The following is a 26479-nucleotide window of genomic DNA, read 5'->3' as shown; positions in this document are numbered from 1 at the left end:
ATTTGCTCTTCCGTGAACCTTGATCGCTTCATTCTGTCCGTCCTTCGTTGGGCGGACTCTAGCTATTCCTGGAGGAGTTTCAGGGGGTCACGTCATCCCCTATGATCGGGCCTGCTTCAGCACGCAATGCGCATTGCTGGCGATGTGGGTCTGTGCGTGATCCCGCCTCCAGTCACCACTTCCACAATGTTGAGAAAAGTTGTCGGTTTAAAGCGGTCCGGCCGGGATGCCGACGATCGAGCGATCGTACTGCACGGCATCGCGGCTTTGGATTTCACGAAGCTCCTTGCGCTTGGCCTCGACCAGAGCGGCATATTGCTCAGGCGTGTAGCAGATGGTCTGCTCAAGCCGGCGACCCGTCAGGGCTCGCCGCTCGCAGACACGCCGAGGTCGTTCCTGCGCCGTGGTTTGAGCGACTGGCCCAGTCTGAGGCGTTGCGATGTCGCCAGCCGGCGACGTCTGACCAGAAGCCTGAGCGGCGAGAGAAGCGGCGAAGAGCAGAGAAACTGGGAACACGGCTGTCTCCTTTTCGGACCAGACAGGCTCCCACGTCTATCCTGCTCTGGCAATCCACGAGTACGTCGCGGAAAGACTCAAGGTTGAGGTGAGGTCGACGTGACCACCACGTCTCCGCCTGAGGCCGGCCGAACCACCGTTTGACGTTCAATCACCACCGGCTCAGCGGGTCGGGCTTGTGCTGCGCGAGCTTGTTGGATCACCCTGTCAGCTTCCGCTCGTGCCGCCATGGCCTGAGCCTGGGCCAGAGCGATACTGTCGCGAGCGTCGGCCTCGCTGTTTCTGACGAGGGTGCTTTGCGCGGTGGCTTGAGCGTCGGCGGCTGCGGCTGCGGCTTCGGCCTGGGCCAGGCGAAGCTCTGCGGATGGATCACGATCGGAGGGCTTGGTGAACAACCAAAGTGCGATGCCGATTACGACCGCACCGAGCACAGCCACCAGCCACAATCCCGTCGTACTTTCCCGCTCGACGATGATGGTTTCCTCTACACGCGCAACCGTGCTGGCGATCGGAATGATCACATTCGGATCGTCTCTGCGAACTCATCCATTGTTGTTTCGTCTTCCACCTTCGGAGCCAAACCCCATGCGGGCTTCTATGGGTCCGCTTGCCTCGAACTCGGCTGCAACTTGCGCAAAGATTTTGCGTTTCCGTCGAGCTTTCAACCTTGACCGGAGTTTCGTCGTGACGATCCGAACCAAAGCCCTGATGGCGGCCGTCGCCGCAATGACGCTGGGCGCGGCCGCCTGCACCCAGGCCGAGCAGGAAAAGACCGAGGCGCATGCCGAGGCTGCCGCCGACAAGACGGCCGATGTGGCGTCTCAGGCCGGGGAAGTGATCGAAGGCGGCGCGATGAAGGCGGCGCAGGCGGTCGAGAGCGGCGCCGGCAAGGTCGCCGACAAGCTGGAAAACGAACAGGCCGAAGCAGCGGCCGAGGGCAAGCCCGGCGCGATCAATCCCGCGACCGATCAACGTGTGCCGGCCAATAACAACTAAAATCGATCAGGCGGGGAACGGCGCTGCGCCCTCCGCCAGGATCGCATCGATCAGGGCGCGCGCTTCCTGGCTGGACCAGTCCGCCTCGCCTCTCATGACGGCACGAATGCGGCCCTGACGATCCAGGACGATGGTCTGCGGCATGGCTCCCTTGCCGGGAAACTCGAACGGCAGCTGGAACTTGGCGTCGCTGTAGAAGGGCAGGGGCGCGTGGTCGGCCAAGAAGCGTTTCGCCTCGGCTGCGGCTTCGGGCGTGGCGTCGACGTTGATCGGCAGGACGACCAGATCCTCGTTCGTCTCATAAGCCTTCGCCAGCGCCTGAAGCGTGGGCATCTCCGCCTTGCACGGCGCGCACCACATCGCCCACAGGTTTACGACCACGACCTTGCCGTGGAAGGCCGAGAAACGAACGGCCGTGCCGGTGCGATCGCGAAACGCGTATTCGGGCGCCGACTTCGCCTCGGCCGGGGTTGATAGCGCGGCCAGGGATCCGACCGCGAAGCGCGCCAGATCGCTTTTTGGCGCCGCAGCGGCGGTTGTGGTCTGTTCGACTTGCGCCTTCTGGCGATGATTGGCGTATAGCGACATCGCCATGCCGCCGGCGCCGGCGATGGTGCTGACGACGACGACCGCGCCGACGACCGCCCAGATCGCCTTTCTTGAGCCGCTCATGACCGAAACACCTTCTTCCGACGCCAATCCATCCGGCGGTTCGACTGCGCCGGTGAAGCCCGCGGGTCAAGACATGTGGGGCGGACGCTTTTCGTCGCGCCCCGCCGAGATCATGCAGGCGATCAACGTCTCCATCGGCGTTGACCAGCGCCTGTGGCGTCAGGATCTGGCCGGATCGCGAGCTCACTGCCGCATGCTGGCCAAGCAAGGCATTATCCAGCAGGGCGATGCGGACGCGATCCTGGGCGGGCTGGACGCCATCCAGTCCGAGATCGAGGCCGGGACCTTCCCCTTCCGCGATCAGTTCGAGGACATCCACATGAATGTGGAGGCGCGCCTCAATGAACTGATCGGCGAGCCGTCCGGCCGGCTGCACACGGCGCGCAGCCGCAACGATCAGGTCGCGGTCGATTTCCGCCTGTGGGTCCGCGACGCCTGCGATCGCTCGGTGGCGCAGTTGAAGGCGCTGCAGGCCGCCCTGCTGACGCGCGCCGAACAGCATGCCGGCGACCTGATGCCCGGTTTCACCCATTTGCAGACGGCCCAGCCCGTGACCCTGGGCCACCATCTGATGGCCTATGTCGAGATGTTCGGCCGTGATGCGGGGCGGTTCGCCGACGCCCGCGTCCGGATGAACGAAAGCCCGCTGGGGGCGGCGGCCCTGGCCGGTTCGCCCTTCCCCATCGATCGTCAGGCGACGGCGTCGGATCTGGGTTTCGACCGGCCGATGGCGAACTCGCTGGATGCGGTGTCGGACCGGGATTTCGCTTTGGAAAGCCTGGCGGCCGCCTCGATCACGGCCGGGCATCTGTCGCGCCTGGCCGAGGAGATCGTGGTGTGGATGACGCCGATGTTCGGTTTCGCCAGCCTGCCCGACGACCTGACCACCGGCTCGTCGATCATGCCGCAGAAGCGCAATCCCGACGCCGCCGAACTGGTGCGGGCCAAGACCGGACGGATCATGGGTTCGCTGGTCGCCCTGTCCACGGTGATGAAGGGCCTGCCGCTGGCCTATTCCAAGGATATGCAGGAGGACAAGCCGCCGGTGTTCGAGGCGTTCGACGCCCTGGACTTGGCCCTGGTCGCGATGACGGCGATGGTGTCGGCGCTGCAACCCAACACGGAACGGATGGCCCAGGCGGCGGGCGCGGGCTTTTCGACCGCGACGGACCTGGCCGACTGGCTGGTGCGCGAACTGAACCTGCCGTTCCGAAAGGCGCACCACGTGACCGGCGCGGCAGTCAAGCGAGCCGAGGAGTTGGGCGTGGATCTGTCGCAACTGCCGCTGGAAGAAATGCAGAAACTGGAGCCGGGGATCACCGAAGCGGTTTACAAGGTGCTGACCGCCGAGGCTTCGTGCCAAAGCCGCCAAAGCTATGGGGGAACCGCGCCGGAACAGGTCCGTGCGCGCATCGCCGACTGGAGAGACCGCCTGTGAAGAAGACACTCATCGTCGCGGGCGCGCTTGCCCTTCTGACCTCCGCCTGCGGCCGGATGGCCGATCTGGAATCGCCGGTGCGCGAGACCGAGCGTGCGCCGCGCAGCAGCCGCGCGCCGGGTCTGCCCGAGCCGGCGACCCTGAACCGTCCGTCCAGCAGCGTGCCGATCGACGGCGGCCCGTCCAACCCGATCGGCGCTGGCGCCGCCCAGAACGACCCGCGGTAAGTTGCACCATTTCGACCTGAAGGACGGCGCCCTCCATGCCGAGGGCGTGCCGCTGGAGCTGATCGCGGACGAGGTCGGCACGCCGGCCTATGTCTATTCCACTGCGACGCTGAAGCGGCATTACGGCCTGCTGCGCGCCGCCGCAGATGCGCATCGGGACGCCTTGGGCGAGGCCCTGATCGCCTTTGCGGTCAAGGCCAACTCCAACCTGTCGGTGTTGGCGACCCTGGCGAAACTGGGGTCCGGCGCAGACACGGTGTCCGAGGGTGAAATCCGCCGGGCTCTTGCGGCCGGCGTGCCGTCCGACCGGATCATCTTCTCCGGCGTCGGCAAGACCGACGTGGAAATGGCCTTCGCCATCAGCGTCGGCGTGCGTCAGATCAATGTCGAATCCGGCGCCGAGCTGGATCGGCTGATCGCCGTCGCGGCCATGATGGATGCGTCGCCGGCCATCGCCGTTCGGGTCAATCCGAACGTGGGAGCGGGCGGCCACGCCAAGATCACCACGGGCGGCAAGGGCGACAAGTTCGGCGTGCCGGTTGAGGAGGCGATGGATCTCTATGCCCGCGCCTCGGCCTCGCCCCATGTCACGCCCGTCGGACTGGCGTGCCACATTGGCAGCCAGATCACCGACCTTGAGCCGCTGAAGGCCGCCTTCGAGGTCTTGGCGGACATGACGCGCAAACTGCGGGCGCAGGGTCATGCCGTGACCCGGCTGGATTTGGGCGGCGGGCTGGGCGTGCCCTATTCGGGCGGGACCGAGCCGCCGTCGCCGGCCGAATATGTCGCCATGGCCGCGCGGGTTCTGAACGGGCTGGATGTCGAGGCGGCGTTCGAGCCGGGTCGTCTGTTGGCCGCCAACGCCGGCGTGCTGCTCAGCCAGGTGATACAGATCAACGAACGCTCGGACGGACGGCGCTTTCTGGTGCTCGACGCGGCGATGAACGACCTGATGCGGCCGGCGCTGTACGACGCCTTCCACGACATCCAGCCGGTCAATCCGCGCGGGGGCGGGGCGACGTCCTATGACGTGGTCGGGCCGGTGTGCGAGACGGGCGACACCTTCGCGCGGGACCGCGCGCTGCCGCCGCTGGAGGCCGAAGACCTGATCGTCTTCACCGGGGCGGGGGCTTACGGCGCGGTGATGTCCAGCGAATACAACAGCCGGCCCCTGATCCCCGAGGTGCTGGTGGATGGCGATCAGTGGGCCGTGATCCGGCCCCGCCCGACCTATGAAGAGATGCTAGACCGCGAGCCGTTCGCCGATTGGCTCTGATCGCCGATTCTTCTCGACCGTTATAAAGTAACACGCTATAGGGCCGGTCATGTCCCCCGGTCCCGAACAGTCCGTCATGCTTTCCCTGCTGGGCGGCGGCTTCGTTGCGGCCTTCCTGCATGCGGCCCTGCCGACCCACTGGCTGCCGTTCACCCTGGTCGGGCGGGCGCAAGGCTGGCGACCGTCGCGGATTCTGATGGCGGTGACGACGGCGGGCCTGGCCCATATCGCCACGACGGCGGTGGTCGGTGGTCTGATCGTGGCGGCGGGTCTGGCGCTGGATCAGTGGATCGAGGGCGTGCTGCCTCACCTGGCGGCGGTGCTGCTGTTCCTGTTCGGCGCCTTCTATCTGGCGCGCGCGACCCTGAAGCGTCCGGCCATGGCCGGCGGACCTGCGGTCGAGACGCCAGAGCCGGCCGTGTCCGACAAGGCCGCCTTTCTGGGTCTGGTCGCCATGATGGCGGTCTCGCCGGGCGAAGTGCTGCTGCCCATCTATCTGTCTTCGGCCTCCGCGGGCCTAGGAGCCTTGGCGCTGCTGACGGTGGTGTTCGCGGCGGGGACTATCGCCGGCATGGCGGTCTTCACGGCCCTGGCCAGCGCCGGCGCCTCGATCCTGCGGCTGGAGAGATGGGCGCGATACGAGGGGGCGGTGCTTGGCGTGGCCCTGATCGGTCTTGGCCTCATTGTCGCCATGCACCAACACTGACGCGATATTACATGATAACATTCAATGCGTTATCATGTATCGGCTTGGCTGTTTCGCCAGAGGGCGTATAGGCGAGCCATGAACGCCGCGCACCACAGCCCCAGCCACCGGCATGACCACGATCATGCGGATCACGGCCATGGGCATTCTCACAGCCATCACGGACATAGCCACGGTCATGGCGGTCATAGCCACGGCCCGGTGGACACGGGCGACTGGCGCTATGCCGTCGGCCTGGTGGTCAATCTGCTGTTCGTGGCGTGCGAGTTCGGCGCCGGCCTGATCGCGGATTCGACCGCCCTGTTGGCCGACGCCGGGCATAATCTGTCGGACGTGCTGGGCCTGGCCATGGCGGGCGGCGCGGCCTGGCTGGCGCGACGCGGTGCCCATGGGGCGGCGGGCGGTCGGCGGACCTATGGTTTCGGCAAGGCGACGGTTCTGGCGGCGCTGGGCAATGCGCTGCTGCTGATCTTCGCCTGCGGCGCCATTGCCTTCGAGGCCGTGCGGCGGTTCAGCGAGCCGGCGCCGGTCGGCTCGGGCGTCATCATGGCGGTCGCGGGCATCGGCTTCGTCATCAACCTGGGCACCGCGCTGCTGTTCATGAAGTCGCAGCACGACCTGAATGCGCGCGGCGCCTATCTGCACATGATGGCCGACGCAGGCGTGTCGCTGGGCGTGGTGCTGGCTGGCGGGCTGATCATGATAACCGGCTGGTCGGTGGTCGATCCGCTGGTCAGCCTCGTGATCGTGGTCGTGATCCTGTGGTCGACCTGGGGCCTGCTGAAGGACTCGGTCAATCTGGCCATGGACGGCGCCCCGACGGGCGTGGACGTGCCGGCTCTGGAACAGGCGCTGGTCGGCCTGCCGGGCGTGCGAGCCGTGCATGATCTGCACGTCTGGGGATTGTCGACGACCGAGACGGCCCTGACCGCCCACCTTGTCCACGACCGCGCCGACACGGCGGCCCTGATCTGCGAGGCCCAGGCCGTGGCGAAGCGCTACGCCATCGGCCACACGACATTGCAGTTGGAGACCGAGCCGCTGCCCGATTGTCCGGGCTGCTGAGCCCTCAGGCCTGTTCGAACGTCACGGGCGCGCCCCAGAACTGAGACACCAGTTCCGACTGAGGCCCGGCCTGGCCGGTGGTCAGGAAGTCGCGACGCCCGCTGTCGCCCAGATCGTATTCGGGGTGCGCCTTGAAATAACGCTCCAGCGCATCCGCCACCGCCGTCGGCTGTTCGATCAGAACGGTGCCGGCCGGCAGAGCCTGGGCGAACAGTTCGGCGACGATCTCATAGTGGGTGCAGCCCAGGATGGCCTTGTCCGGGTGGCGGCCGATGCGGCGACGCAGCGCATCGACGTGGTCGTCGATCACCACCTTCAGCTCCTCCGGCGGCGCGCCCAGTTCGATCAGACCCGCCAGGCCGGGGCAGGGCTCGGAAAAGACGGCGATGTCCTCGCGCCGCTTGTCGATCTCGATTTCATAGACGCGGCTGATGGCCGTGGCGGCGGTGCAGAAGACGCCGGTGATGTCGATGGAGGCGACCTTTTCGCCTTCCTGCGGGCGCTCGGCCTCGAAGCTCCAGGGCTTGCCCGTCGCCGCCTCGATGGTCGGGACGATGATGCCCAGGATGTTGACCGGGCGGCCCAAACGCTCGCGCAGACCCGGCAGCCAGGTCTGTTGCAGGCGGCGAAGCGCAATGGCGCTGGCGGTGTTGCAGGCCAGGACGACGACGGAGGCGCCGGCATCGAACAGACGCTCGCAACCGGTTTTCGTCAGTTCGACGATGTCTTCGCCGCCGCGCCCGCCATAGGGGGCGTGGGCCTGGTCGGCCAGATAGACGAAGTCCCGCTGGGGGAAGCGTCGGGTCAGTTCGCGGTGGACGGTCAGGCCGCCCACGCCGGAGTCGAAAACGCCAATAGCCATGGCCCGGCTTTAGAACAGTGCGACGACGTATCCAACCGGATTGGCGACAAGTTTATGCCCGCGTCAGGTGACGGGGGCGATCCGTGCGCCTAAGTGTATCGCAACCATGATCTTGTTTCGGAGCATTCCATGCATAGACGCCAGCTTCTCATCGCGGGCGGCAGCCTGATGGCCCTGTCGGCCTGTGCCTCAACGGGGGCTTCCACTGGCGCGACCTCGGGCGGGTCCGCTGCGGCGCCGTCCGCCGCCAGCGTCGCCGAGGAAGCACGCATCGCCCGCGCCGTCCTGCCCCGCCAGACGCCGCGCGCCGAGCTGCTGCAGCCCTGGACCGGGAAGTATGACGGCGTTCCGCCCTTCGACAAGGTCACGCCGGCCAAGCTGCGCGAAGCCATGCTGGAAGGCATCGAACTGCAACGCGCCGACATCGCCGCCATCGCCAACAACCCCGAGGCCCCGACCTTCGCCAATACCATGGCGGCGCTGGAGCTGGCCGGCGAGCCGCTGGACCGCGCGTCCAATGTCTATGGCGTGATGACCTCCAACATCGGCGGCGAAGCCTATGACGCGGTGGACACCGAGCTGTCGCCGCTGCTGTCCGCGGCTTCTGACGAGATCACCTTCAACGAAAAGCTATTCCAACGGGTCAAAACCGTCGCCGACACCGCCGACGCGGCGGGCCTCAGCGCCCAGCAGAAGCGTCTGGCCGAACGTCGCCGCGACGCCTTCATCCGTTCGGGCGCCAATCTGGACGCGGCCGGCAAGGCCGAACTGGGCCGGATCAACACCGCCCTGTCCAACGCCTTCACCCGCTTCGGCCAGAAGGTCGTCGCCGATGAGAATTCCTGGACGCTGATCCCCAACGAGGCCGGCGTGCGGGGCCTGCCGGACTCCAACAAGGCGGCCGCCGCCAGCGCCGCGCGCAGCCGCAACCTGCAAGGTTGGGCGATCCTGAACACGCGATCGGCGGTCGATCCCTTCCTGACCTTCGCCGACGATCGGGCCCTGCGCGAGCAGGTCTGGAAGAAGTTCGTCAATCGCGGCGACAACGGCGACGCCAACGACACCAACGCGACCATCGCCGAGATCGTGAAGCTGCGCGACCAACGCGCCAAGCTGCTGGGCTATCGTAACCACGCCGAACTGCGCATGCAGGACACGATGGCCAAGACCCCGGCCAATGCCCAGGCCCTGATGGACCGCGTCTGGGCGCCGGCCAAGGCCCGCGTCGCCGAGGAAGTCGCCGACATGAAGGCGATCGCCGGCTTCGACATCGAGCCTTGGGACTACCTCTACTTCGCCGAGAAGGTGCGTAAGGCCAAGTACGACCTGGATCAGAACCAGCTGAAGCCCTACTTCGAGCTGAACGCGGTCCGCGCCGGCTCCTTCGCCATGGCCGAGCGCCTGTACGGCTTCCAATTCAAGAAGCTGCCCAAGGGATCGGTGCCGACGTTCGAGCCGGACGTCGAGGCCTATGAGGTCTATGACAAGAGCCGCGACGGCCGCCTGATCGGTCTGTACTACACCGACGACTACGCCCGTCCGGGCAAGCGTTCGGGCGCCTGGATGACCACCTATCGGTCCTTCTCGCAGTTGGACGGCTCCAAGGTCATCCTGGCGTCGAACAACAACAACTTCACCAAGCCGGAGCCGGGCGAGCCGGTCCTGATCTCGCTGGACGACGCCGAGACCCTGTTCCATGAGTTCGGCCACGCCCTGCACTATCTGTCGTCGGTGGTGACCTATCCGTCGTACGGCAATACGCCGCGCGACTTCGTGGAATATCCGTCGCAGGTGCACGAGCACTGGGTGCTGAGCCGTCCGATCCTGGACGGCTATCTGAAGCACTATCAGACGGGCGCGGCCATGCCGGCCGAACTGGTCAACAAGATCGAGGCCGCCGCCACCTTCAACCAGGGCTATGCGACGGTCAGCTATCTGTCCTCGGCCATCGTGGACATGGACCTGCACACCCAGGCTGTGCCGCCGACCGACATCGACGCGTTCGAAAAGGCCAGCCTGGCTCGGATCGGCATGCCCAAGGAGATCGTGATGCGGCACCGCCTGCCGCAGTTCAATCACCTGTTCACGTCGGACGCCTATTCGGCGGGCTACTACAGCTATCTGTGGTCCGAGACGATGGACGCCGACACCTGGGCCTATTTCGAAGAGTCCGGCGACGTGTTCAATCCGGACATCGCCGGCCGCTTCAAGTCGATCATGCTGGCGCCCGGCAACACCACGGACCGCGCCGAAGCCTATCGCGCCTTCCGCGGTCGCGACCCGGACGTAGCGGCCCTGCTGAAGGTCCGGGGCTTCCCTGTTTCTTGATAAAGGGCGCTACCGCGCTTTGCGCTGATTGAGCGCAATCGCAAATCTGACGGCCGGCGGAGCGATCCGCCGGCCGTTTCGTTTGGCGGAAACCTGGCCTAGAGCAGGTCGAGACTCGCGCAGATCCCGGAACCCCGCATGACCGTCGTCGCCTCCTACGTCTATCGCGACGGTCAGCGCGTGCGTGAGGCGCCGCTGACGCCCGAGGGGCTGGCGCTGGAGCCGGGTGAGTTCGTCTGGATCGGCCTTTACGATCCCACGGACGCAGAGATCGAGATCCTGGTCGAACGGTTCAAACTGCACCCGCTGGCGGTCGAGGACGCCCTGGCGGCGCACCAGATGCCCAAGGTCGAGGTCTATGGGCGCGAGCTGTTCGTCGTGGCGCGCACGGCTCTGAAGATCGACGATCGTATCGCCTACGGCGAAACGCACGTCTTCGTCGGCGACGACCATGTGGTCAGCATCCGGCACGGCTCGGCCCGGGCCCACAATCATCTGCGCACACAACTGGAAGCCTCGCCCCTGCAGCTGAAGAAGGGTCCCGATTTCGTCCTGCACGGCATTCTGGATTTCATCGTCGACGCCTATGCCCCCATCGTCGACGATGTCGAGGACAGCGTTCTGGAGATGGAACAGCGAACGCTGGACGCCTTCCTGTCACGCCTGGAAATCCGCCGGCTCTTCACCCTGCGCCGCGAACTGCTGAAGTTCCGTCGCATTTTGGGGCCGATGGAAGAGGTGCTGGGGCGGCTGCAGTCTCTGGACCTGCCCTGTATCGATCCGGACGGGCGGCCCTATTTCCGCGACGTGGGCGACCACGTGCGGCGGGTGAACAGCCGGTTGGGGGGATTGAACGACATCCTGTCGTCGGTGTTCGAGGTCGCCAATCTGCTGGAGCAGCAGCGTCAGGGTCTGATCACCCGCAAGCTGGCCGCCTGGGCCGCCATCCTGGCCGTGCCGACCGCCATCGCCGGCATCTACGGCATGAATTTCGAACACATGCCCGAGCTGCGCTGGGAATACGGATACTATGCGGTCCTGGGCGTGATCGCGGCCATCTGCGCGGCGCTGTACGTGACGTTCAAGCGGACGAAGTGGCTGTAGTCAGCCGCTGTTCCTCAATCCCGCTGCCACGCCGTTGATGGCCAGAAGGATGCCTTCGCGGACGCGGGGGTCGTCGTCGCCTGCGCGGCGGCGGCGGATCAGTTCGATCTGGACGTGGTTCAGCGGCTCGACATAGGGCATGCGCAGCCGGATCAGCCGGTCCAGCTCGGGCTGGCCGCCCAGCAGGGCGTCATGGCCGGTGATGGCCAGGATGGCGTCGTGGGTGCGCTGCCACTCCTCGCGGATTTCACCATAGATGCGCGAGGCCAGAGAGGCGTCGGGGACCAGGGTGGCGTAGCGGCGGGCGATGGTCATGTCGGACTTGGCCATGACCATCTCCATGTTCTGGACCAGCGTCTTGAAGAAGGGCCAGGCCTCGGCCATCGCCTTCAGCTCGCCGATGTCCTTGCCCTGCACGGCCGAGCCGAAGCCGAACCAGCCGGGCAGCATGACCCGGCTTTGTGACCAGCTGAACACCCACGGAATGGCGCGCAGATCCTCGATCCGCGTCGAGGCGGTGCGCGACGACGGGCGCGAGCCGATCTTCAGATCGGCGATCTCGGCGATGGGGGTGGCGGCGCGGTAGTAGTCGACGAAGCCGTCGGTCTCATAGACCAGCTTGCGATAGGCGGCCATCGAACGCGCCGACAGGTCCGACAGGGTCGCGCCGTGTTCGGCGGTGAAGGCGTGATCCGTCCCCTTGCCCAAGGAGGCCAGCATGGCGCCGCAGGTCAGGGCGTCCAGATTGCGAAGCGCGATTTCCGGTTCGCCGTATTTGTTGGCGATGACCTCGCCCTGTTCGGTGGTGCGGATGCGGCCCTGGACCGTGCCTTCCGGCTGGGCCAGGACGCCGGCGAAGGACGAACCGCCGCCGCGCCCGACCGTGCCGCCGCGCCCGTGGAATAGTTGCAGCTTCAGCCCGTGCTTCTGCGTGACCTCGACCAGGGCGCGCGAGGCCTCGTGCAGCTCCCAGCCCGAGGTCAGGTAAGAGCCGTCCTTGTTGGAGTCCGAATAGCCGATCATCACCTCCTGCACCCCGCGCGCCTTGGCGACGGCGAGAGCGGAGGGCTCCTGCAGCAGCCGCTCCAGGGTGGGGCGCGCGGCGCGAAGGTCCTCGATGGTCTCGAACAGGGGCGCGGCCTGGATGGGACAGGCGGCGGGGTCTTCGAGCCGGTAGAGACCGACCTCCTTGAGCAGCAGATAGACTTCCAGCAGATCGGACGCTGCATCCGTCTTGGACACGATATGGGTGCGGATCGCCTGGGGACCGAAGGCGGCAAGCGCGGTTGCCGCCGCCTGAAGGATGGCGCGCTCCTTCAGCGTTTCCGGCTCATAGTCGGCATAGGGGCTGAACAGAAGGCGCGACGAGGCCAGTTCGGCGGCCAGCACCTTCAGGCGGCTTTCTTCGTCCAGCGCCAGATAGTCGGACTGGACGCCGGCGACCTTCAGCAGGTCGGCGACGACGCGCTCATGGACGTCGGCGTTCTGGCGCATGTCCAGGGTCGCCATGTGGAAGCCGAACACCTCGACCGCCGTGATCAGGTCGCTGAGCCGGTCGTCGGCGAAGACGCCGCCGTGGTGCGAGACCAGGCTGTCGTGAAGCGTCTTCAGATCGGCCTCGAAGGCGTCAGGGCCAGAATAGGGTTCGGCCTGGACCGCGGGGCGACGAGGCGGGGGGGCGTCGCCCAGCTTCTCGTGCGTGGCGGCCAGGCGGGCATAGACACCGGTCAGGGCGCGGCGATAGGGCTCGTCGGCGCGGTGGGGCGAGGGGTCATGGGCGGCGTCGGCCAGAGCCTGAAGCGCGGGCGATACCTGGGCTAGCTCGGCCGCGAGGCTGAGTTCGGCGCCGAGGGCGTGCACCTCGTCCAGATAGAAGGTCAGCACGGCTCGCGCCTGGGTGCTGAAGGCGGCGGCCATCACCGTGGCGTCCACGTTCGGATTGCCGTCGCGGTCGCCGCCGACCCAGGTGCCGACCCGCATGAAGGGTTTCAGCTCGGGCGCGTCCAGCAGCCGCCGCCAGGCCGACAACTGCTTGGGCGCGACGTGCAGGAAGATGCGGTCTAGGAAGGAGACGACGGTGTCGATCTCGTCCTGCACCACCAGGCCCTGGGTGCGGACCAGACGCGTGGCCCACAGGATAACGATCTGGCGGCGAAGCGGTTCGGCGATGGCTTCGAGGGTGCAGGCGTCGCCGGCCTTGTCGCAGGCGTCCAGCAGGTCGGTGATGGCGGCGATGCGGTCGATGACGCTCTTGCGCCGGACCTCGGACGGGTGGGCGGTCAGGACGGGCGAGATCAGCGACTGATCCAGCAGGGCGCGCACGGCCTCGCGGTCCACGCCTTGATCGGCCAGACGCTTCAGCGCGCCTTCGGGCGTATCGGGCCGTGCGCCGGCCTCGGCCTGGCTCTGGGCGCGGCGGCGGGTGGAGCGGTCCTCGGCGATATTGGCCAGCAGCGAGAACAAGGCGAAGCCGTGCGCCAGACCGGCCGCCTGATCGACCGACATGGCGGTCAGCAGCTTCTCCAGACGCTTGGCGGGGTGCGAGGCCGGGTCGCGGTGATAGGCGATCGAAGCTTGGCGCACCGCCTCGACATGGTCGAACAGGGCCTGCCCGCCCTCGTCGCGGATGATGTCGCCCAGTATGCCGCCCAGCAGTCGAACTTCGTCACGCAGGGCGTCGTCGGCGGCGGGGCTCATCATCTGAAATATCCTGGGACGGCTTGGGGTCGGCGCGGGGAGGTCGGCATCTGGAAGGGCGAAGTCGCCCGCGTCAACGCACGATCCGTGACAGCCGCCCCCAGAAATCACCGCGTCGATCATGGTGAACCGCCCGTTAGGGTTTCTTAACCGACGGCGCGCGATGATGCGGGCGTAGGATTCCAGATCGGTTCCACTCTTGCCCATGTTCGCCAAACGCCAATCCGCACTCGCCGCCACCGCCGGGACCGCCCCGCGCGCCAAGGACGGCCCGAGCCTGAAACCTGTCGTCGACGCCCTGAAGAAGCCGCCGGTCGCGGCGGGTCTGGCGGGCTTGCTGCTGCTCGGCGCCAGCGCCCTGTTCCTGACGGTTCTGGGCGATCCCAAGGCGGGGACGCCCTCGGCCCATGTCGCGCTGGAACGCGACGCGGCCGCAGCGCCAGCGCCGGCGCCGACGGGCTTCGAAGCCTTCTCCATGGGCGCGATGGGGCTGTATCAGAATCTGGCGGGCGGCGCCGATCCGACCGCGGGCGGCGACGCCGTCATCACCCTGCCGGACGGCGGCAGCGTCTCGGGTCAGGGCGCGCCCATCACGGCGCCGGTCCATGTCGCCTCTCCGTTGGCCAAGGCCCCCATCGCCGGCCTGTCGCAACCCGGATCGAACGGTCCCCTGCCGATGATCGCGCCCGACGGCCGCGTGCCGGCCCAGGCCTATGCCCGTCCGTTCCGACCGAACGGCAAGCCGCGCGTGTCGCTGATCGTCGGCGGGCTGGGCCTGAACGCCGTCACCACCCGCGCGGCGATCGAACGCCTGCCGCCGGAGGTCACCCTCAGCTTCGTGCCCTATGCCGACAATCTGCAGGGCTGGATCGACCAGGCGCGCGCCCAGGGCCATGAGGTCATGCTGGAAATGCCGATGGAGCCGACCGGCTATCCCGACAACGACCCCGGCCCCTATACGCTGCTGGCCGACGGCGGCGCCGACGATGTGACCGCAAAGATGGACTGGCTGCTGAGCCGCGCCACCGGCTATTTCGGCGTGACCAACTATCTGGGCGACCGGTTCGCCGGCTCGGACACCGGCATGAACGCCTTCCTGAGCGTCCTGCGCCAGCGCGGCGTCGCCTTCCTGGACGACGGCTCGTTCCAGCGTCGGCCGGGCGCCTGGGCGCGGGCCAGCGCGGACCGCGTCATCGACCGGACCCAGTCGCCTGCCGCCATCGTCGCCGCCCTGAACGGTCTGGAAGCCCAGGCCAAGCTGCGCGGCTCGGCCCTGGGGGCCGGCTTTAGCTATCCGGTGACGGTCGAGGCCGCCGCCCGCTGGACCGCCGGTCTGGAACAGCGCGGCCTGCAACTGGCGCCGGCCTCGTCCATGTCGATGCGGCCGGGGCGCTAGACCTTAAAATCTCCGCTCATCCCCGCGAAAGCGGGGACCCAGTGCTTGATTACTTGAGACGCCTGGCTGCACATTGAACCGACGCCGATTTCGCGGCCAAAACTGGGTCCCCGCTTTCGCGGGGATGAGCGGATTTCATGGATATTGACGCCTACCGCCCCAATGTCGGGGTCGTGCTGTTCAACCGCGACGGCCTGGTCTGGTACGGCCAGCGGCACGCCACGCCCGGCCCGCATAACTGGCAGTTCCCGCAAGGCGGCGTCGATGCGGGCGAGGATCTGGAAGCCGCCGCCCGCCGCGAACTGCATGAGGAAACCGGCGTCACCTCGATCGAATTGCTGGCGCGGACGGGAGACTGGATCCTGTACGACTTCCCGCCCGAAGCCATGAACAACGCCAAGGCCTGGCGCGGTTTCAAGGGGCAGAAGCAGCAGTGGTTCGCCTTCCGCTTCACCGGCGACGATGCCGAGATCGATCTGGCGGCCGACGACGAGGTCGAGTTCGACGCCTGGCGCTGGGGGCTGCTGTCGGACGCTTGCGACCTGATCGTGCCGTTCAAACGGCCGGCCTATGAACAGGTCGTCGCCGCCTTCTCGCACCTGGCGGCATAGAAAAAGGGCGGCGCGAGCGCCGCCCTTTCATAGTTCGCCTTGAAACGGCTTAGGCTGCTTCAGCCTTCTTCTCGGCCTGGCCTTCGATCAGCGGCTGGCCAGCGCCGATTTCGATACGGCGGGGCTTCAGCGCCTCGGGCAGCTCGCGCTTCAGCGAGATCGAGAGCAGACCGTTGACCAGATTGGCGTCGTTGACGACGACATAGTCGGCCAGCTGGAAGCGGCGCTCGAAATCGCGCTCGGCCAAACCGCGATGCAGATAGGTCTTCTGCGTCGCCGTATCATCGTTGGCGGTCTTGCGGCCGGTCACGGTGAGCAGGTTTTCCTTCACCTCGATGTTCAGCTCATCGGGGCTGAAGCCGGCGACGGCGATCTCGATGCGATAGGCGTTCTCGCCCGTGGTCTCGATGTTGTAGGGGGGATAACCCGTGTCCTGGCTGGTCGCGCGCGAGGCGTTTTCCAGCAGATTGGCCAGACGGTCGAAGCCGACGGCCGAACGGTACAGCGGGGTGAAATCATAGGTACGCATCAGCATCCTCCTGAGGATCAGCAAGGTTGAGCCGCCCGGCGTTTTGGCCCGGACGGTAGGAGATCAGATCGACGACCCGAAACCGGCGCCGTCAGTCTGGAGAACCCGAAATCGGCGTCCTCGAGAGCAAAGATGGGAGCCGGCGAAACGGCGTCAAGGGCGCCGCCGCGACGATTTTGCTTGCGTCAAATCCGCCTGTGTCTCGCGAAGTTCATTTGCGCGGGCGGCCCGCCTGCCTATGGAGAACGACCTGAACCTGGAGCCCTCGATCATGCGCCCTGCCGTCTACGGCCTCGTCGCCGTCCTGCTGTCCGCCGCCCCCGCCCTGGCCCAACAGTCGCCCCAGACCCAGGGCGCGTGGACGCCGCCGCGCTCGGCCCTGTCCAGCGCCATGCCGACCTTCTCCGACGACACGGCCTTGCAGACCGCCATCGTCGCCGAGACCCGGCCCGCCGCCGACCGGGCGCGCGACGTCTATCGTCATCCGTATGAATCCCTGACCTTCTGGGGCCTGACGCCGGGCATGACGGTGGTGGAGATCGAGCCGGGCGGCGCCAGCTGGTGGCGGCACATTCTGGAGCCCTATGCGGCGGCGACCGGCGGTCGCTATGTGCCGGTCAATCGCCCGCTCGAAAGCATGGGCGTGGCGGACGGAACCGCCGACTTCATCCTGGTGGCCCGCGCTTTCCATAACTGGTCGCGCGACGGCCGGACCCAGCCGTATCTGCAGGCCTTCTTCAAGGCCCTGAAGCCCGGCGGCGTGCTGGCCGTCGAACAGCACCGCAGCGCGGAGGGGCTGAATGTCGCTGACGTCGCCTCCACCGGCTATGTGCCCGAAAGCTATGTGATCCATGAGGCGCGCAACGCCGGCTTCGTGCTGGAGGCGCGCAGCGAACTGAACGCCAATCCCAAGGACGACCACGATCACCCGTTCGGCGTCTGGACCCTGCCGCCGATCCGCCAGTCGGCCGCGCGCAACGATCCGTCCGGCCGCACCCTGACGCCCGAGGAACGCGCCGCCTTCGACGCCATCGGCGAGAGCGACCGGATGACCCTGCGTTTCCGCAAGCCCGAATAGGCTGTCTTGCGTTTTGACCGGACCTGCGAACCCGATTAAGCCCAAGGCGTCAGGGTGCGTCGGACGCGGGTCCCGGCGTCCTGCGGAGGTTTTGAATGGCTGATCGTCTGGCGAACGCGAGCGGATTGTCGCGTCGGTTTCTGCTGAGCGGCGCTGCGGCGCTGGGGCTGACCGGCGTGGCGGCTTGCGGGCGCAAGGACGAGGCCGCAAAGGCGCCCGCCGCGCCGCCCACGCCCGCCGGGCCGCCGGAAGGCTCGCTGGAATGGGCGGTCGAGGGATCGTGGCGCACGGCCCAGGACAAGGCGCGCGACGCCTTCCGTCACCCGATGCAGACGCTGCGGTTCTTTGGTCTTCAACCCAAGATGACGGTGGTGGAGTTCTGGCCCGGCAGCGGCTGGTACACCGAAATCCTGGCCCCCTATCTGGCCAAGGGTGGGGGAACCTATGTCGCCGCCCTGTTCCCCGAGGGACCGACCGCCGATCCGGCGCAGGCCGTGCTGAACACCGCCTTCCGCACGCGGTTCTCCAGCGACAAGAAGCTTTATGGCGAGCCGCAGTTTTCGGTCTTCGGCGCGGGGTCCGGCCCGGTGATCGCGGCGGGTACGGCCGAAATGTGCCTGTTCATGCGGACCCTGCATGGCTGGATGGCGGCTGGCATTGCGGAAAAGGCCTTCGCCGACGCCTTCGCCGCCCTTCGCTCGGGCGGCATCCTGGGTGTCGAGCAACATCGACTGTCCCCGGCGGAGGATCAGGATCCGGTCGCGGCCAACGGCTATGTGCAGGAAGCCTTCGTGCGCCAGTTGGCGGCCGAGGCGGGCTTCGTCTTCGTCGAGGCGTCCGAGATCAACGCCAATCCGGAAGACACCAAGGACCACCCGTTCGGCGTCGACACCCTGGCGCCCACGCGCCTGACGGCGCCGCGCGGCGAACCGGCGGACCCCGCCTTCGACCGCTCCAAATATGACGCGATCGGCGAGAGCGATCGCATGACCTTGAAGTTCAGGAAGCCCGAGTGAACCGCGCCCAAGCCTTCGCCGCCAACGCCCCGCTGATGGGGGTGCCCGGCGCCTATCCGCCGCCCGGCGGAAAGGGCGACTGGTTTCGCGGCGCAGGCGGAATGCGGCTGCGCGCCGGGCTGTGGAAGCCGTCTCATCTCGCTGCGGACAAGGTGCGCGGCACGGTGGTGCTCAGCCCCGGCCGCACCGAGCCGATCGAGAAATACTATGAGGTGATCGGCAACTTCATGGCGCGCGGCTGGTGCGTGCTGACCCACGACTGGCGCGGCCAGGGGCTGTCGGCGCGGTTGTTGCCGGATCGGCTGAAGGGGCACGCCCGTGCGGTCGAGGAGTTTCTGGACGACTACAACCGCCTGCTGAACGCCTATGAGGACCAGTGCCCCAAACCCTGGATCATGGTCGGTCACTCGATGGGCGCATGTCTGAACCTGCTGTCACTGGAAAGCGGCGAGGATCGGTTCGCCGGCGCGGTGCTGTCCAGCCCCATGCTGCGCATCAAGACCGGCAAACGGTCGATGTGGTCGGTCAATCTGGTGGTGCGCTGGAATATCCGGCACGGCCAGGCCGGCGACTATATCCTGGGCGACCCAGACGATCCCTTCGATCACAACTTCGCCGAGGACGCCCTGACTTCGGACGAGACCCGCTATGAGATGTGGCGTCAGCAGCTCTATGCCTGTCCGCACCTGGCCATCGGCGGTCCTACCTACGGCTGGCTGGCCTTTGCGCTGGACGCTGGCGAGCGCGCGCTGAAGCCCAAGGCCTTGAAGGCGGTCAAGGCGCCGGTCGTGATCGTCCAGGCCAGCGCCGACGACGTGGTGTGGAAACAGACCAACCAATGGGCCGCCAAACGCATCCCGCGCGGGCGCTACGTCGAGGTCGCCGGCGCCAAGCATGAGGTCATCATGGAGGCCGACGACCTGCGCGCCGTCTTCCTGAACGAATTCGACGCCATGGCCGATCTGGTCGCGCCTGCGGCGGACGCGGTCACCGATCCGTCGGCGAGGCCTGCGGACGTGACGTCGGGCTGATCGATCAGGCGGCGGTTTCGGCGCGCCAGCGTCGGTCGATCGTCTGGGTAACGCCGCATAGTTGCAGGAAGGCGACGGCGACGCCGGGGCCGGTCTCGGCCTCGATCAGCAGGGGCAGAACGATCCACGCGCGCGGGAAGCGCATGACCATCACGTCGTCGCTGGCGCGCAGGTGCGGGCAGTATTTCATCGAGCGATCGACGCAGCGGCGGTGCAGGGGCGCGATCGAGCCGGCGTCGATCATCACCCGGTCGTCGGCGATGTCGGCGCGAACCTGACCGCCGCGCGCCCTGAGCTGACCGGCGCATCGTCGCGCGGCGACTTGCGTCCAGCGATCGCCCTCCTCAGTCGGCGCGCCGCACATCGGGCACAGCATGCGTGCGACCGTGAGGCGCTGTCGGACCAGATGGTTCTTGGAATATTGCGGCTTGCCGCTGCCGGGCGCGCTGGCCTGCATCAGGGCGAGACGGCCGCCGACGGTTCGGCACGGCGCGGCGCCCGCAATCTCTTCGCCGGTCCAACTCGTGACCCAGGGCACATCGAAGCCGACAACCAGTTTGGACAGGCCAGCCATCGAAATCCGTCCCTCAACCGGCCACACCCTGACGCCGTCTCTCGGCCTGCGTCAATATGCGCCAGACGAGAGGTTCAGGCGGCCGCGCGTTTCAGCGTCACCAGCGCCTGGTCGATCAGGCGCGCGTCGCCGACGGCCAGGACCTGGCCCCTGTCGTCCGGCGCTGCGCCGCGCCAGTTCACGACCTTGCCGCCCGCCGCCTCTATGACGGGCACGAGGGCGGACCAGTCCCAGGGCTTCAGGCTGGTCTCGGCGACCAAATCCATCTTGCCCGCCGCAACCATGGCGTAGGCGTAGGCGTCGCAGCCCAGGCGCGCCAGGCGGGCGGTCGCACGCACCTGGGTCCAAGCGCCTAGTTCGGCGCCGTTGAAGATGTCAGGGTCCGTGGTCGAGATGACGGCGTCGGTCAGCGTCTCGCAGGACCGCACGGCCAGCGGCGTCTCGACATCGCCGCGCAACAGGCGTGCGCCGGACGGGCCGCCGATGAAGATTTCGTCCAGATAGGGCTGGGCGATGACACCGACGGTCGGCTTTCCGCCTGTGCGAAGGGCGATCAGAGTGGTCCACAGCGGCAGGCCCGAGATGAAGGCGCGCGTGCCGTCGATGGGATCCAGCACCCAGACGTGCTCGGCGTCCGGTCGATCCTCGCCATACTCCTCGCCGATGACGCCGTGGTCGGGATAGCGGGCGGCGATCAGGCGGCGAATGGCGGCCTCGGCCTGTTTGTCGGCTTCTGTGACGGGATCGAAGCCGGCTGTGCCGCCCTTGTCCTCATGCCCGATGTCCGAGCGGAAAAAGGGCAGGGTCACGCGCGCGGCTTCGCGCGCCAGCTCGATGGCGAAGGCTTCGTATTCGGTCATGGCGCTCCCTTTAGCCTGCTTTCTCGGGCTTGGGCGCCCTTTGCGGCGAGCGGATCAGGCCGCGGCGGCGTCGTTCGCGTGCAGAGACTTGGCCAGATCCAGCAAACGCCGACGGGGCCGCTCGTCCAGCTGATAATAGGCCTGGATCAGATCCAGCGTCTCTTTGCGGGAGAAGACTTCGCCGCCCTTGGGCGTCGGCGCGTCGGCGTCCATCGCCTCGGCTAGACCGTCATAGAAATAGGCGACCGACGTTTCCAACGCCTCGGCCAACTGCCACAGGCGCGCGGCCGAGATGCGGTTCGCGCCGCATTCATATTTTTGAATTTGCTGAAATCGGATGCCGACCTGAACGGCCAACTGCTGCTGAGTCAGACCCAGCAAGCGACGTCGGCGGCGCAGACGGCGGCCCAGGTGAAGGTCGATGTCGTCGGCCATGACGGTGATCCTCGTCTCACGTCTGTCCCGATGCGGGACGACACACGTCGATCGCGGCAATCGCCGTGCCGGATCGCGCCTGAGGCGAATTCGGCCTCATTGCGGCGACGTTGAAGGAAGGACGCAACCGTATGGCCGGAGCTGCATTTACAGCAACAGCTTGGCTTTTAAAGGAAGGAACCACAGCATGGGTCTCGGAATCATTGGTTGGCTCGTCATCGGCATCGTCGCCGGTTGGCTGGCTGAAAAGGTCATGGGTCGCAACCACGGCCTGCTGACGAACCTGATCGTCGGCGTCGTCGGCGCTCTGATCGGCGGCTTCATCGCTGCAAACGTCTTCGGTACGCCGGTTGGCGGCTTCAACTTCGTCACCCTGATCGTGGCGTTCCTGGGCGCCTGCCTGCTGCTGTTCCTTCTGGGATTGGTCAAGCGTCGCGCTTGATCCGACAGTCGGTCGATAAGGAAAAGGGCGGCTCTCACGAGCCGCCCTTTTTGCTGCGCCACTGTCGCCGCTCCGCTGCGAACAGACGAAAGGGCGGCCGGGGAACCCGACCGCCCTTGATCGTTCAGCCTTGGAAGACTGTCTTACTGCGGCTCGGTCGGAGCCGGCGTAGCGCTGTCCGGGACGGGAGCAGCCGGTTCCGTCGTAGCGGGTTCCGCCGTGGTGGGATCCGTGGGCTCGGCGGCGGGCTCAGCCGTCGGTTCGGCCATCGGATCAGAAGCCGGGGCGGGAGTTGCCGCCGGAGCCGCCGGGCCGCCGGCGATCGGAGCGGCGGCGTCGAACTCGGCCTTGGTGTAGGCCACTACGACGCCGGTTCCTTCCTGACGGATGCCGCTCAGGGGCACGGCGCGAAGTTGGCCGTCGGCGCCGCGAACGGTGAGCTCCTGCTTGCCTTCGGCATTGTTCTGAACGCCTTCCAGCTTGCCCAGCTCGCCGTCGGGACCGGAAACGCTCGATCCGGGGTTCAGCGACAGCGATTGCTGCGACGAGGCGGCCGCGGCAGGCGCGGCGGCGGGAGCGGGCGTGGTTTCTTGCGCCAGAGCCGGCGCGGCGGTCATGAAGGCGGCAGCAGCGCCAGCCAGAAGAACGGTCTTGATATTCATGGGTCATCCCCAGTTACGCGGACCCGACGCCCGCACCCCTATATACTCCCTCTGTTACGGATTGTTTCGTATGCCCCGAAATGACCTTGGCAGCGCCCCGGTTGGACGATTCTTGGTCTATGTTCGGGCGATCCGCGATTCGAGAGGCCACGCTTGTCCAGCCGCCCCCGGCACACATCCGGTCTGATCCGCCGATTGGCGGGTCTGGCCTTCGAGCTGACGCCCCAGATCTTTGCGGTGCTGGCCTTCGGCGCAGGCGCGCTGATGCTGGCCTCTGCGGTGACGCCCGAGTTCGACAGTCGGTTGCGCCAGCTGACGGGCGTCGTCTCTCCGATCCTGATCGACCTGTCGCACTTCGTTGGCAGCATCGCCGGTTTCCTGCTTCTGCTCTTGTCGGCCGGTCTGTGGCGGCGTCGGCGCGGCGCCTATTGGGCCGCCCTGCTGGTCCTGGCGGCCGGGGCGGTGTTTTCGGTGCTGAAGGGTCTGGACTGGCAGCAGGCGACGGATCTGCTGGTCGTCGCCGCCCTGCTGGCGCCGTGCCGTACGGCCTTCAACCGGCGCTCGCGGCTCAGCGAGCCGCTCCGGCCCAGCTGGCTGTTGCTGCTGACGGCGGTGGTGGCGGCCATGCTGTGGCTGGGCTTCTTCGCCTATCGCGACGTGGCCTATAATGACGAGCTGTGGTGGCGCTTCCTCAGCGATCGCCAGGCGTCCGGCTTCCTGCGGGCCGGGCTGGTTCTGGCGATCCTGACGCTGGTGGTGGCCGGCCGTTCGTTGCTGAGCTCGCCCGGCGCCCACAGTCACGGACCGGCCAGCAAGGCCGACATCGATCGCGCGTTGCAAGCGCTGCAGACCGCCGACACGGCCACGCCCGAGGCCTGGCTGGCCATGCTGGGCGACAAGGCGCTGATGTTCAGCCCGTCGGGTTCCAGCTTTCTGGCCTATCGCGTGCGGGGGCGGCGCTGGATCGCCATGGGCGAACCGGCGGGGCTCAAGAGCGAGCGACTGGAGTTGCTGTGGTCCTTCGCCGAGATGGCCGACAGCTACGGCGGGGCGGCGGTCTTCTATTCGGTCAGCGAAGAGGTGCTGGGCGATCTGGCGACCATGGGGCTGGCGGTGCGCAAGGTCGGCGAGACGGCCGTGATCGACGCCCACCGCTTCTCCATCGAGGGCAAGGGCAAGCAGAACCTTCGCACAGCCATCAATCGCGCCGAGCGTGAAGGCTCCTCGTTCGAGGTTCTGCCGCCCGGTTCGGCCGCAGCGATCGCGGACGAACTGCGCGAGATTTCGGACGCCTGGCTGGCCATGCACGAGGGCTCGGAAAAATCCTTCTCCTTGGGGCGCTTCGACGTCGACTATCTGGACCTGACGCCGTTGGCGGTGGTCAAGGAGGGCGGCCGCATCGTCGCCTTCGCCAATCTGCTGACTTCTCCGGAAGAGGCGGCGGTGGATATGATGCGGCATCGGCCGGACGCGCCGCATGGGGTGATGGACTATCTGTTCATCCGCTGCGCCCAGTGGGCCAAGGCGGAGGGGCTGGCCAGCTTCGACCTGGGCATGGCGCCGCTGGCCGGACTGGAGGATCGTCGCATCGCGCCGGTCTTCGCCCGTGTCGGCGCCCTGGTGTTCGAAGAGGGTGGGGCGCTCTACGGCTTCCAGGGTCTGCGCAGCTACAAGGCCAAGTTCGGCCCGGACTGGTGTTCGCGCTTCATCGCCGCGCCGGTTTCCACGCCCCTGCCGCTGGCCCTGCTGGATGTCGCTCTGCTGACCAGCGGCGGCTGGCTGGGGATGCTGGGGCTGAAGAAAGCCTAGGTCAGCAGCGCCTTCAGCACGCCGTCCAGCACCGGGCGGCCGCGCTCGGTGGCGATCAGTCGCTCGGCCTTCAGCATCAGGAATCCGTCGGCGATCAGGTCCGCGACCGGCGCGTCTTCAGGCGAAAGGCCGAGGGCCGACAGCAGGGCGACAGGCGCGCCTTCGGTGGTGCGCAGGGCCAGAAGCAGCCGTTCCTCGGCGGCGTCGGCCGCAGTCTGTGCGTCGCGCTCGGACCAGGGCGTGAGGCTCGAGACGCCCGCCACATAGTCGGCGATACGGCGGTGGGCGACGGTCGCGGTCCTGGCGCCGTCCAGCGTCAGCCGGCCATGGGCGCCGGGGCCAAGGCCGAGATAGTCCCCGCCGCGCCAGACATGCAGATTGTGCGCCGACCGGGCGGCGGGACCGCGCGCATGGTTGGACACCTCATAGGCTACGAAGCCGGCGGCGGAGAGGACGTCCTGGGTGGTTTCGTAGAGGGAGGCAGCCCGGTCCTCGTCCGGCGGGGTCAGGGTTCCGCGTGCGAAGGCCCGACCAAAGGCGGTCGTCGGCTCTATGGTCAGTTGATAGGGCGAGACGTGTTCGAACCCGAGCGCCAGCGCCGCCGTCAGCTCGGCGGTCCAATCTTCAGGCGTCTGGTCCGGGCGGGCGTAGATCAGGTCGATGGACAGACGGTCGAAGGCGCGTCGGGCAAGATCGACCGCGCGCAGGGCCTCGGCCGCCGAATGGTCGCGGCCCAGAAAACGCAGGGCGGCGTCGTCCAGCGCCTGAACCCCCATCGACAGGCGGTTGATCCCGGCGTCGGCCAGGGCGGCGAAACGGCCGGCCTCGGCGTCCGTGGGATTGGCCTCCAGCGTGATCTCGATGTCGCCGGCGGGCGGGAACAGGTCGCGGGCCGCCGCCACGATGCGCGCGACGGCGTCGGGCGCCATCAGCGACGGCGTGCCGCCGCCGAAGAAGATCGAGGCCAGGCGACGCGGGCCTGTCAGAGCCCTCTGGGCGCACAGATCGGCCAGGATCGCCTCGACCAGCGCGGCCTGTTCCTCGGTGCGTCCGCGATCGCGCACGACGTTGAAGTCGCAGTAGGGGCAGATGCGCGCGCAATAGGGCCAGTGGACGTAAAGGCCGACGTCCGATCCCGGATCAAGCGGATCAGTCAATCAGGGCGGCTCTCAGCTTGGCGAAGGCGACGGTGCGGTGGCTGATGGCGTCCTTGGCCGCCGGCTCCATCTCCCCGAAGGTCTGATCGCCGCCATTCGGAATGAAGAGCGGGTCGTAGCCGAACCCGCGATCGCCGCGTGGGGGGAAGGTCAGCTGGCCGTGAACCTCGCCCTGGACCACCACACAGGGGCCGTCCGGCCAGGCGACCGCCAGGGCCGAGGTGAACCAGGCGGCGCGGTCCGTCGCGCCGATCTCTTCCAGTCGCTCCTCGACCTTCTTCATGGCGACAGCGAAATCCTTGCCTGGCCCGGCCCAGCGCGCAGAGAAGATGCCCGGCGCGCCATCCAGCGCCGCGACCGACAGGCCGGAATCATCGGCCAGAGAAACCTCGCCCGACAGTTCGGCCGCGTGACGCGCCTTCAGCATGGCGTTGCCGGTGAAGGTGCTCTCCGTTTCGTCGGGTTCAGGCAGGTTCAGCTGGCCGGCGGTGACGAGTTGGTAATTTCCGCCCAGCAACGCCGAGATTTCGGGAACCTTGCCGGCGTTATGCGTCGCCACGACGATCCGCATCCCTTTGATAAGCTTGAGATTCATCGTCGATCACGCTCCTGAAACAGTCTATTGCCAAAGTTTAATATCGTTAAACGATATGTAACGTGCCTTTTTCGCCTGCACGGCCTATCTATTGATCGTCAGGAACGAGGTCGCAGCGTTCAGGACTTCCGGAAAACCGGGAACGATCATGCGGCTAACAAATCCAAACGGCGATAATCGCCCAAATAAGAAAGACGGAGAACCACGATGCATACGATGAACACCTCGATGTGGCTCGACAAGGTCGGCGCTGCTTTTGTCAGCACCGTTCTGATCGCCGCCCTGCCCACCGCCCTGGTCGTCACCCTGTTCCAAGCCCTTTGATCCCTCTCTTTTCGATCACTGGAGCTTTGACGACCTGCATGAAGACCGCGATGTATAGAGCCGCGCGCGGGTT

General features: G+C 67.0%; 27 protein-coding genes. 15 read left to right on the top strand and 12 right to left on the bottom strand.

Going from position 1 to position 26479, the window contains the following annotated elements; genetic code table 11:
* Positions 1-207 precede the first annotated feature (207 nt).
* Both ABIB58_RS16040 and ABIB58_RS16035 read right to left on the bottom strand, forming a co-directional pair.
* Positions 208-516 (bottom strand): hypothetical protein, encoded by a 309-nt coding sequence (locus ABIB58_RS16040; protein WP_265151116.1) that lies wholly within the window; start codon positions 514-516, stop codon positions 208-210.
* 77 nt (positions 517-593) lie between these two features.
* Positions 594-1037: a hypothetical protein gene (locus ABIB58_RS16035; protein WP_265151118.1), complete on the bottom strand. Its 444-nt coding sequence runs from the start codon at positions 1035-1037 to the stop codon at positions 594-596.
* A gap of 163 nt (positions 1038-1200) precedes the next feature.
* Here ABIB58_RS16035 and ABIB58_RS16030 point away from each other — a divergent pair, with 163 nt between their 5' ends.
* Positions 1201-1512 (top strand): hypothetical protein, encoded by a 312-nt coding sequence (locus ABIB58_RS16030; protein ID WP_091750925.1) that lies wholly within the window; start codon positions 1201-1203, stop codon positions 1510-1512.
* A 6-nt stretch (positions 1513-1518) separates the two neighbouring features.
* Here ABIB58_RS16030 and ABIB58_RS16025 read toward each other — a convergent pair whose 3' ends face one another.
* Entirely contained in the window at positions 1519-2184 is a 666-nt protein-coding gene (locus ABIB58_RS16025; RefSeq protein ID WP_265151121.1) for a TlpA family protein disulfide reductase, read from the bottom strand.
* On the opposite strand from ABIB58_RS16025, the gene argH reads away from it, so the two are divergent.
* From argH to ABIB58_RS16000, 5 genes are all read left to right on the top strand, one after another.
* On the top strand, positions 2183-3622 hold the full coding sequence (gene argH, locus ABIB58_RS16020) for an argininosuccinate lyase (protein WP_372342830.1): 1440 nt from the start codon (positions 2183-2185) through the stop codon (positions 3620-3622). The two genes, ABIB58_RS16025 and argH, sit on opposite strands and share 2 nt — an antisense overlap.
* Complete coding sequence (locus ABIB58_RS16015; RefSeq protein ID WP_137720625.1) at positions 3619-3849, top strand: hypothetical protein; 231 nt, start codon at positions 3619-3621, stop codon at positions 3847-3849. Before argH ends, ABIB58_RS16015 begins: the two co-directional genes overlap by 4 nt.
* Before the next feature lies 1 nt (position 3850).
* Positions 3851-5125 carry a diaminopimelate decarboxylase gene (lysA, locus tag ABIB58_RS16010; protein ID WP_354042843.1) on the top strand — a complete coding sequence of 425 codons (1275 nt, stop codon included), beginning with the start codon at positions 3851-3853 and terminating at the stop codon, positions 5123-5125.
* Positions 5126-5174: 49 nt separating this feature from the next.
* Positions 5175-5831, top strand: a complete 657-nt coding sequence (locus tag ABIB58_RS16005) for a hypothetical protein (RefSeq protein WP_265151126.1) — start codon at positions 5175-5177, stop codon at positions 5829-5831.
* 78 nt (positions 5832-5909) lie between these two features.
* Positions 5910-6896 carry a cation diffusion facilitator family transporter gene (locus ABIB58_RS16000; protein WP_354042838.1) on the top strand — a complete coding sequence of 329 codons (987 nt, stop codon included), beginning with the start codon at positions 5910-5912 and terminating at the stop codon, positions 6894-6896.
* Positions 6897-6900: 4 nt separating this feature from the next.
* Here the strand turns inward: ABIB58_RS16000 and ABIB58_RS15995 are convergent, their stop codons facing one another.
* Entirely contained in the window at positions 6901-7758 is an 858-nt protein-coding gene (locus ABIB58_RS15995; RefSeq protein WP_045809950.1) for a glutamate racemase, read from the bottom strand.
* Between the two features lie 129 nt (positions 7759-7887).
* On the opposite strand from ABIB58_RS15995, the gene ABIB58_RS15990 reads away from it, so the two are divergent.
* Positions 7888-10086, top strand: coding sequence for a M3 family metallopeptidase (locus ABIB58_RS15990; RefSeq protein ID WP_354042832.1), 2199 nt, complete (start codon positions 7888-7890; stop codon positions 10084-10086).
* Positions 10087-10224: 138 nt separating this feature from the next.
* Positions 10225-11190, top strand: a complete 966-nt coding sequence (locus tag ABIB58_RS15985; RefSeq protein ID WP_354042828.1) for a magnesium and cobalt transport protein CorA — start codon at positions 10225-10227, stop codon at positions 11188-11190.
* Here the strand turns inward: ABIB58_RS15985 and ppc are convergent, their stop codons facing one another.
* Entirely contained in the window at positions 11191-13890 is a 2700-nt protein-coding gene (ppc, locus tag ABIB58_RS15980; RefSeq protein ID WP_354042825.1) for a phosphoenolpyruvate carboxylase, read from the bottom strand.
* A gap of 202 nt (positions 13891-14092) precedes the next feature.
* Here ppc and ABIB58_RS15975 point away from each other — a divergent pair, with 202 nt between their 5' ends.
* Entirely contained in the window at positions 14093-15283 is a 1191-nt protein-coding gene (locus tag ABIB58_RS15975; RefSeq protein ID WP_265151135.1) for a divergent polysaccharide deacetylase family protein, read from the top strand.
* 137 nt (positions 15284-15420) lie between these two features.
* Positions 15421-15894 (top strand): RNA pyrophosphohydrolase, encoded by a 474-nt coding sequence (locus ABIB58_RS15970; RefSeq protein ID WP_265151136.1) that lies wholly within the window; start codon positions 15421-15423, stop codon positions 15892-15894.
* Between the two features lie 49 nt (positions 15895-15943).
* On the opposite strand, the gene ABIB58_RS15965 is transcribed toward ABIB58_RS15970, so the two are convergent.
* Complete coding sequence (locus ABIB58_RS15965; protein ID WP_026108379.1) at positions 15944-16423, bottom strand: Hsp20 family protein; 480 nt, start codon at positions 16421-16423, stop codon at positions 15944-15946.
* Positions 16424-16694: 271 nt separating this feature from the next.
* On the opposite strand from ABIB58_RS15965, the gene ABIB58_RS15960 reads away from it, so the two are divergent.
* From ABIB58_RS15960 to ABIB58_RS15950, 3 genes are all read left to right on the top strand, one after another.
* Entirely contained in the window at positions 16695-17501 is an 807-nt protein-coding gene (locus ABIB58_RS15960; protein WP_354042819.1) for a class I SAM-dependent methyltransferase, read from the top strand.
* A 95-nt stretch (positions 17502-17596) separates the two neighbouring features.
* Positions 17597-18517, top strand: coding sequence for a class I SAM-dependent methyltransferase (locus ABIB58_RS15955; protein WP_354042816.1), 921 nt, complete (start codon positions 17597-17599; stop codon positions 18515-18517).
* Positions 18514-19548 carry an alpha/beta fold hydrolase gene (locus tag ABIB58_RS15950; protein ID WP_354042812.1) on the top strand — a complete coding sequence of 345 codons (1035 nt, stop codon included), beginning with the start codon at positions 18514-18516 and terminating at the stop codon, positions 19546-19548. Before ABIB58_RS15955 ends, ABIB58_RS15950 begins: the two co-directional genes overlap by 4 nt.
* 4 nt (positions 19549-19552) lie before the next feature.
* Here ABIB58_RS15950 and ABIB58_RS15945 read toward each other — a convergent pair whose 3' ends face one another.
* From ABIB58_RS15945 to ABIB58_RS15935, 3 genes are all read right to left on the bottom strand, one after another.
* Positions 19553-20122, bottom strand: coding sequence for a hypothetical protein (locus ABIB58_RS15945; protein WP_354042808.1), 570 nt, complete (start codon positions 20120-20122; stop codon positions 19553-19555).
* A 74-nt stretch (positions 20123-20196) separates the two neighbouring features.
* Positions 20197-20982, bottom strand: a complete 786-nt coding sequence (gene hisN, locus ABIB58_RS15940; RefSeq protein ID WP_017504933.1) for a histidinol-phosphatase — start codon at positions 20980-20982, stop codon at positions 20197-20199.
* Between the two features lie 54 nt (positions 20983-21036).
* Positions 21037-21417 (bottom strand): helix-turn-helix domain-containing protein, encoded by a 381-nt coding sequence (locus ABIB58_RS15935; protein WP_354042801.1) that lies wholly within the window; start codon positions 21415-21417, stop codon positions 21037-21039.
* Between the two features lie 187 nt (positions 21418-21604).
* Between ABIB58_RS15935 and ABIB58_RS15930 the strand changes: the two genes are divergently transcribed.
* Positions 21605-21859, top strand: coding sequence for a GlsB/YeaQ/YmgE family stress response membrane protein (locus ABIB58_RS15930; protein ID WP_017504935.1), 255 nt, complete (start codon positions 21605-21607; stop codon positions 21857-21859).
* Positions 21860-22002: 143 nt separating this feature from the next.
* Here ABIB58_RS15930 and ABIB58_RS15925 read toward each other — a convergent pair whose 3' ends face one another.
* Positions 22003-22521, bottom strand: a complete 519-nt coding sequence (locus ABIB58_RS15925) for a hypothetical protein (protein ID WP_354042796.1) — start codon at positions 22519-22521, stop codon at positions 22003-22005.
* Between the two features lie 153 nt (positions 22522-22674).
* On the opposite strand from ABIB58_RS15925, the gene ABIB58_RS15920 reads away from it, so the two are divergent.
* A complete protein-coding gene (locus ABIB58_RS15920) occupies positions 22675-24330 on the top strand; it encodes a GNAT family N-acetyltransferase (RefSeq protein ID WP_354042793.1) in 1656 nt (551 codons plus the stop codon).
* Here ABIB58_RS15920 and hemW read toward each other — a convergent pair.
* Together hemW and rdgB are read right to left on the bottom strand one after the other, a co-directional pair.
* Positions 24327-25487, bottom strand: coding sequence for a radical SAM family heme chaperone HemW (hemW, locus tag ABIB58_RS15915; RefSeq protein WP_354042789.1), 1161 nt, complete (start codon positions 25485-25487; stop codon positions 24327-24329). The genes ABIB58_RS15920 and hemW overlap by 4 nt on opposite strands.
* A complete protein-coding gene (gene rdgB, locus ABIB58_RS15910) occupies positions 25480-26082 on the bottom strand; it encodes an RdgB/HAM1 family non-canonical purine NTP pyrophosphatase (RefSeq protein ID WP_265151151.1) in 603 nt (200 codons plus the stop codon). Before rdgB ends, hemW begins: the two co-directional genes overlap by 8 nt.
* Positions 26083-26479: the final 397 nt, after the last annotated feature.

It is taken from the genome of Brevundimonas sp. UYEF29, from assembly GCF_040546195.1.
Lineage (GTDB): Bacteria > Pseudomonadota > Alphaproteobacteria > Caulobacterales > Caulobacteraceae > Brevundimonas > Brevundimonas huaxiensis.
This window is presented reverse-complemented; position numbering and strand designations above follow the sequence as displayed.

What these genes read in the sequence shown, in the direction of transcription:
- ABIB58_RS16025 (WP_265151121.1), bottom strand. Translation starts at nt 2,184, where the DNA reads ATGAGCGGCTCAAGAAAGGCGATCTGGGCGGTCGTCGGCGCGGTCGTC.
- ABIB58_RS16000 (WP_354042838.1), top strand. Translation starts at nt 5,910, where the DNA reads ATGAACGCCGCGCACCACAGCCCCAGCCACCGGCATGACCACGATCAT.
- ABIB58_RS15990 (WP_354042832.1), top strand. Translation starts at nt 7,888, where the DNA reads ATGCATAGACGCCAGCTTCTCATCGCGGGCGGCAGCCTGATGGCCCTG.
- rdgB (WP_265151151.1), bottom strand. Translation starts at nt 26,082, where the DNA reads ATGAATCTCAAGCTTATCAAAGGGATGCGGATCGTCGTGGCGACGCAT.
- ABIB58_RS15965 (WP_026108379.1), bottom strand. Translation starts at nt 16,423, where the DNA reads ATGCGTACCTATGATTTCACCCCGCTGTACCGTTCGGCCGTCGGCTTC.
- ABIB58_RS15975 (WP_265151135.1), top strand. Translation starts at nt 14,093, where the DNA reads ATGTTCGCCAAACGCCAATCCGCACTCGCCGCCACCGCCGGGACCGCC.
- ABIB58_RS15995 (WP_045809950.1), bottom strand. Translation starts at nt 7,758, where the DNA reads ATGGCTATTGGCGTTTTCGACTCCGGCGTGGGCGGCCTGACCGTCCAC.
- ABIB58_RS15955 (WP_354042816.1), top strand. Translation starts at nt 17,597, where the DNA reads ATGGCTGATCGTCTGGCGAACGCGAGCGGATTGTCGCGTCGGTTTCTG.
- argH (WP_372342830.1), top strand. Translation starts at nt 2,183, where the DNA reads ATGACCGAAACACCTTCTTCCGACGCCAATCCATCCGGCGGTTCGACT.
- ABIB58_RS15970 (WP_265151136.1), top strand. Translation starts at nt 15,421, where the DNA reads ATGGATATTGACGCCTACCGCCCCAATGTCGGGGTCGTGCTGTTCAAC.
- ABIB58_RS15935 (WP_354042801.1), bottom strand. Translation starts at nt 21,417, where the DNA reads ATGGCCGACGACATCGACCTTCACCTGGGCCGCCGTCTGCGCCGCCGA.
- hisN (WP_017504933.1), bottom strand. Translation starts at nt 20,982, where the DNA reads ATGACCGAATACGAAGCCTTCGCCATCGAGCTGGCGCGCGAAGCCGCG.
- ABIB58_RS15945 (WP_354042808.1), bottom strand. Translation starts at nt 20,122, where the DNA reads ATGGCTGGCCTGTCCAAACTGGTTGTCGGCTTCGATGTGCCCTGGGTC.
- ABIB58_RS15960 (WP_354042819.1), top strand. Translation starts at nt 16,695, where the DNA reads ATGCGCCCTGCCGTCTACGGCCTCGTCGCCGTCCTGCTGTCCGCCGCC.
- ABIB58_RS16005 (WP_265151126.1), top strand. Translation starts at nt 5,175, where the DNA reads ATGTCCCCCGGTCCCGAACAGTCCGTCATGCTTTCCCTGCTGGGCGGC.
- ppc (WP_354042825.1), bottom strand. Translation starts at nt 13,890, where the DNA reads ATGATGAGCCCCGCCGCCGACGACGCCCTGCGTGACGAAGTTCGACTG.
- ABIB58_RS15925 (WP_354042796.1), bottom strand. Translation starts at nt 22,521, where the DNA reads ATGAATATCAAGACCGTTCTTCTGGCTGGCGCTGCTGCCGCCTTCATG.
- ABIB58_RS15985 (WP_354042828.1), top strand. Translation starts at nt 10,225, where the DNA reads ATGACCGTCGTCGCCTCCTACGTCTATCGCGACGGTCAGCGCGTGCGT.
- ABIB58_RS15930 (WP_017504935.1), top strand. Translation starts at nt 21,605, where the DNA reads ATGGGTCTCGGAATCATTGGTTGGCTCGTCATCGGCATCGTCGCCGGT.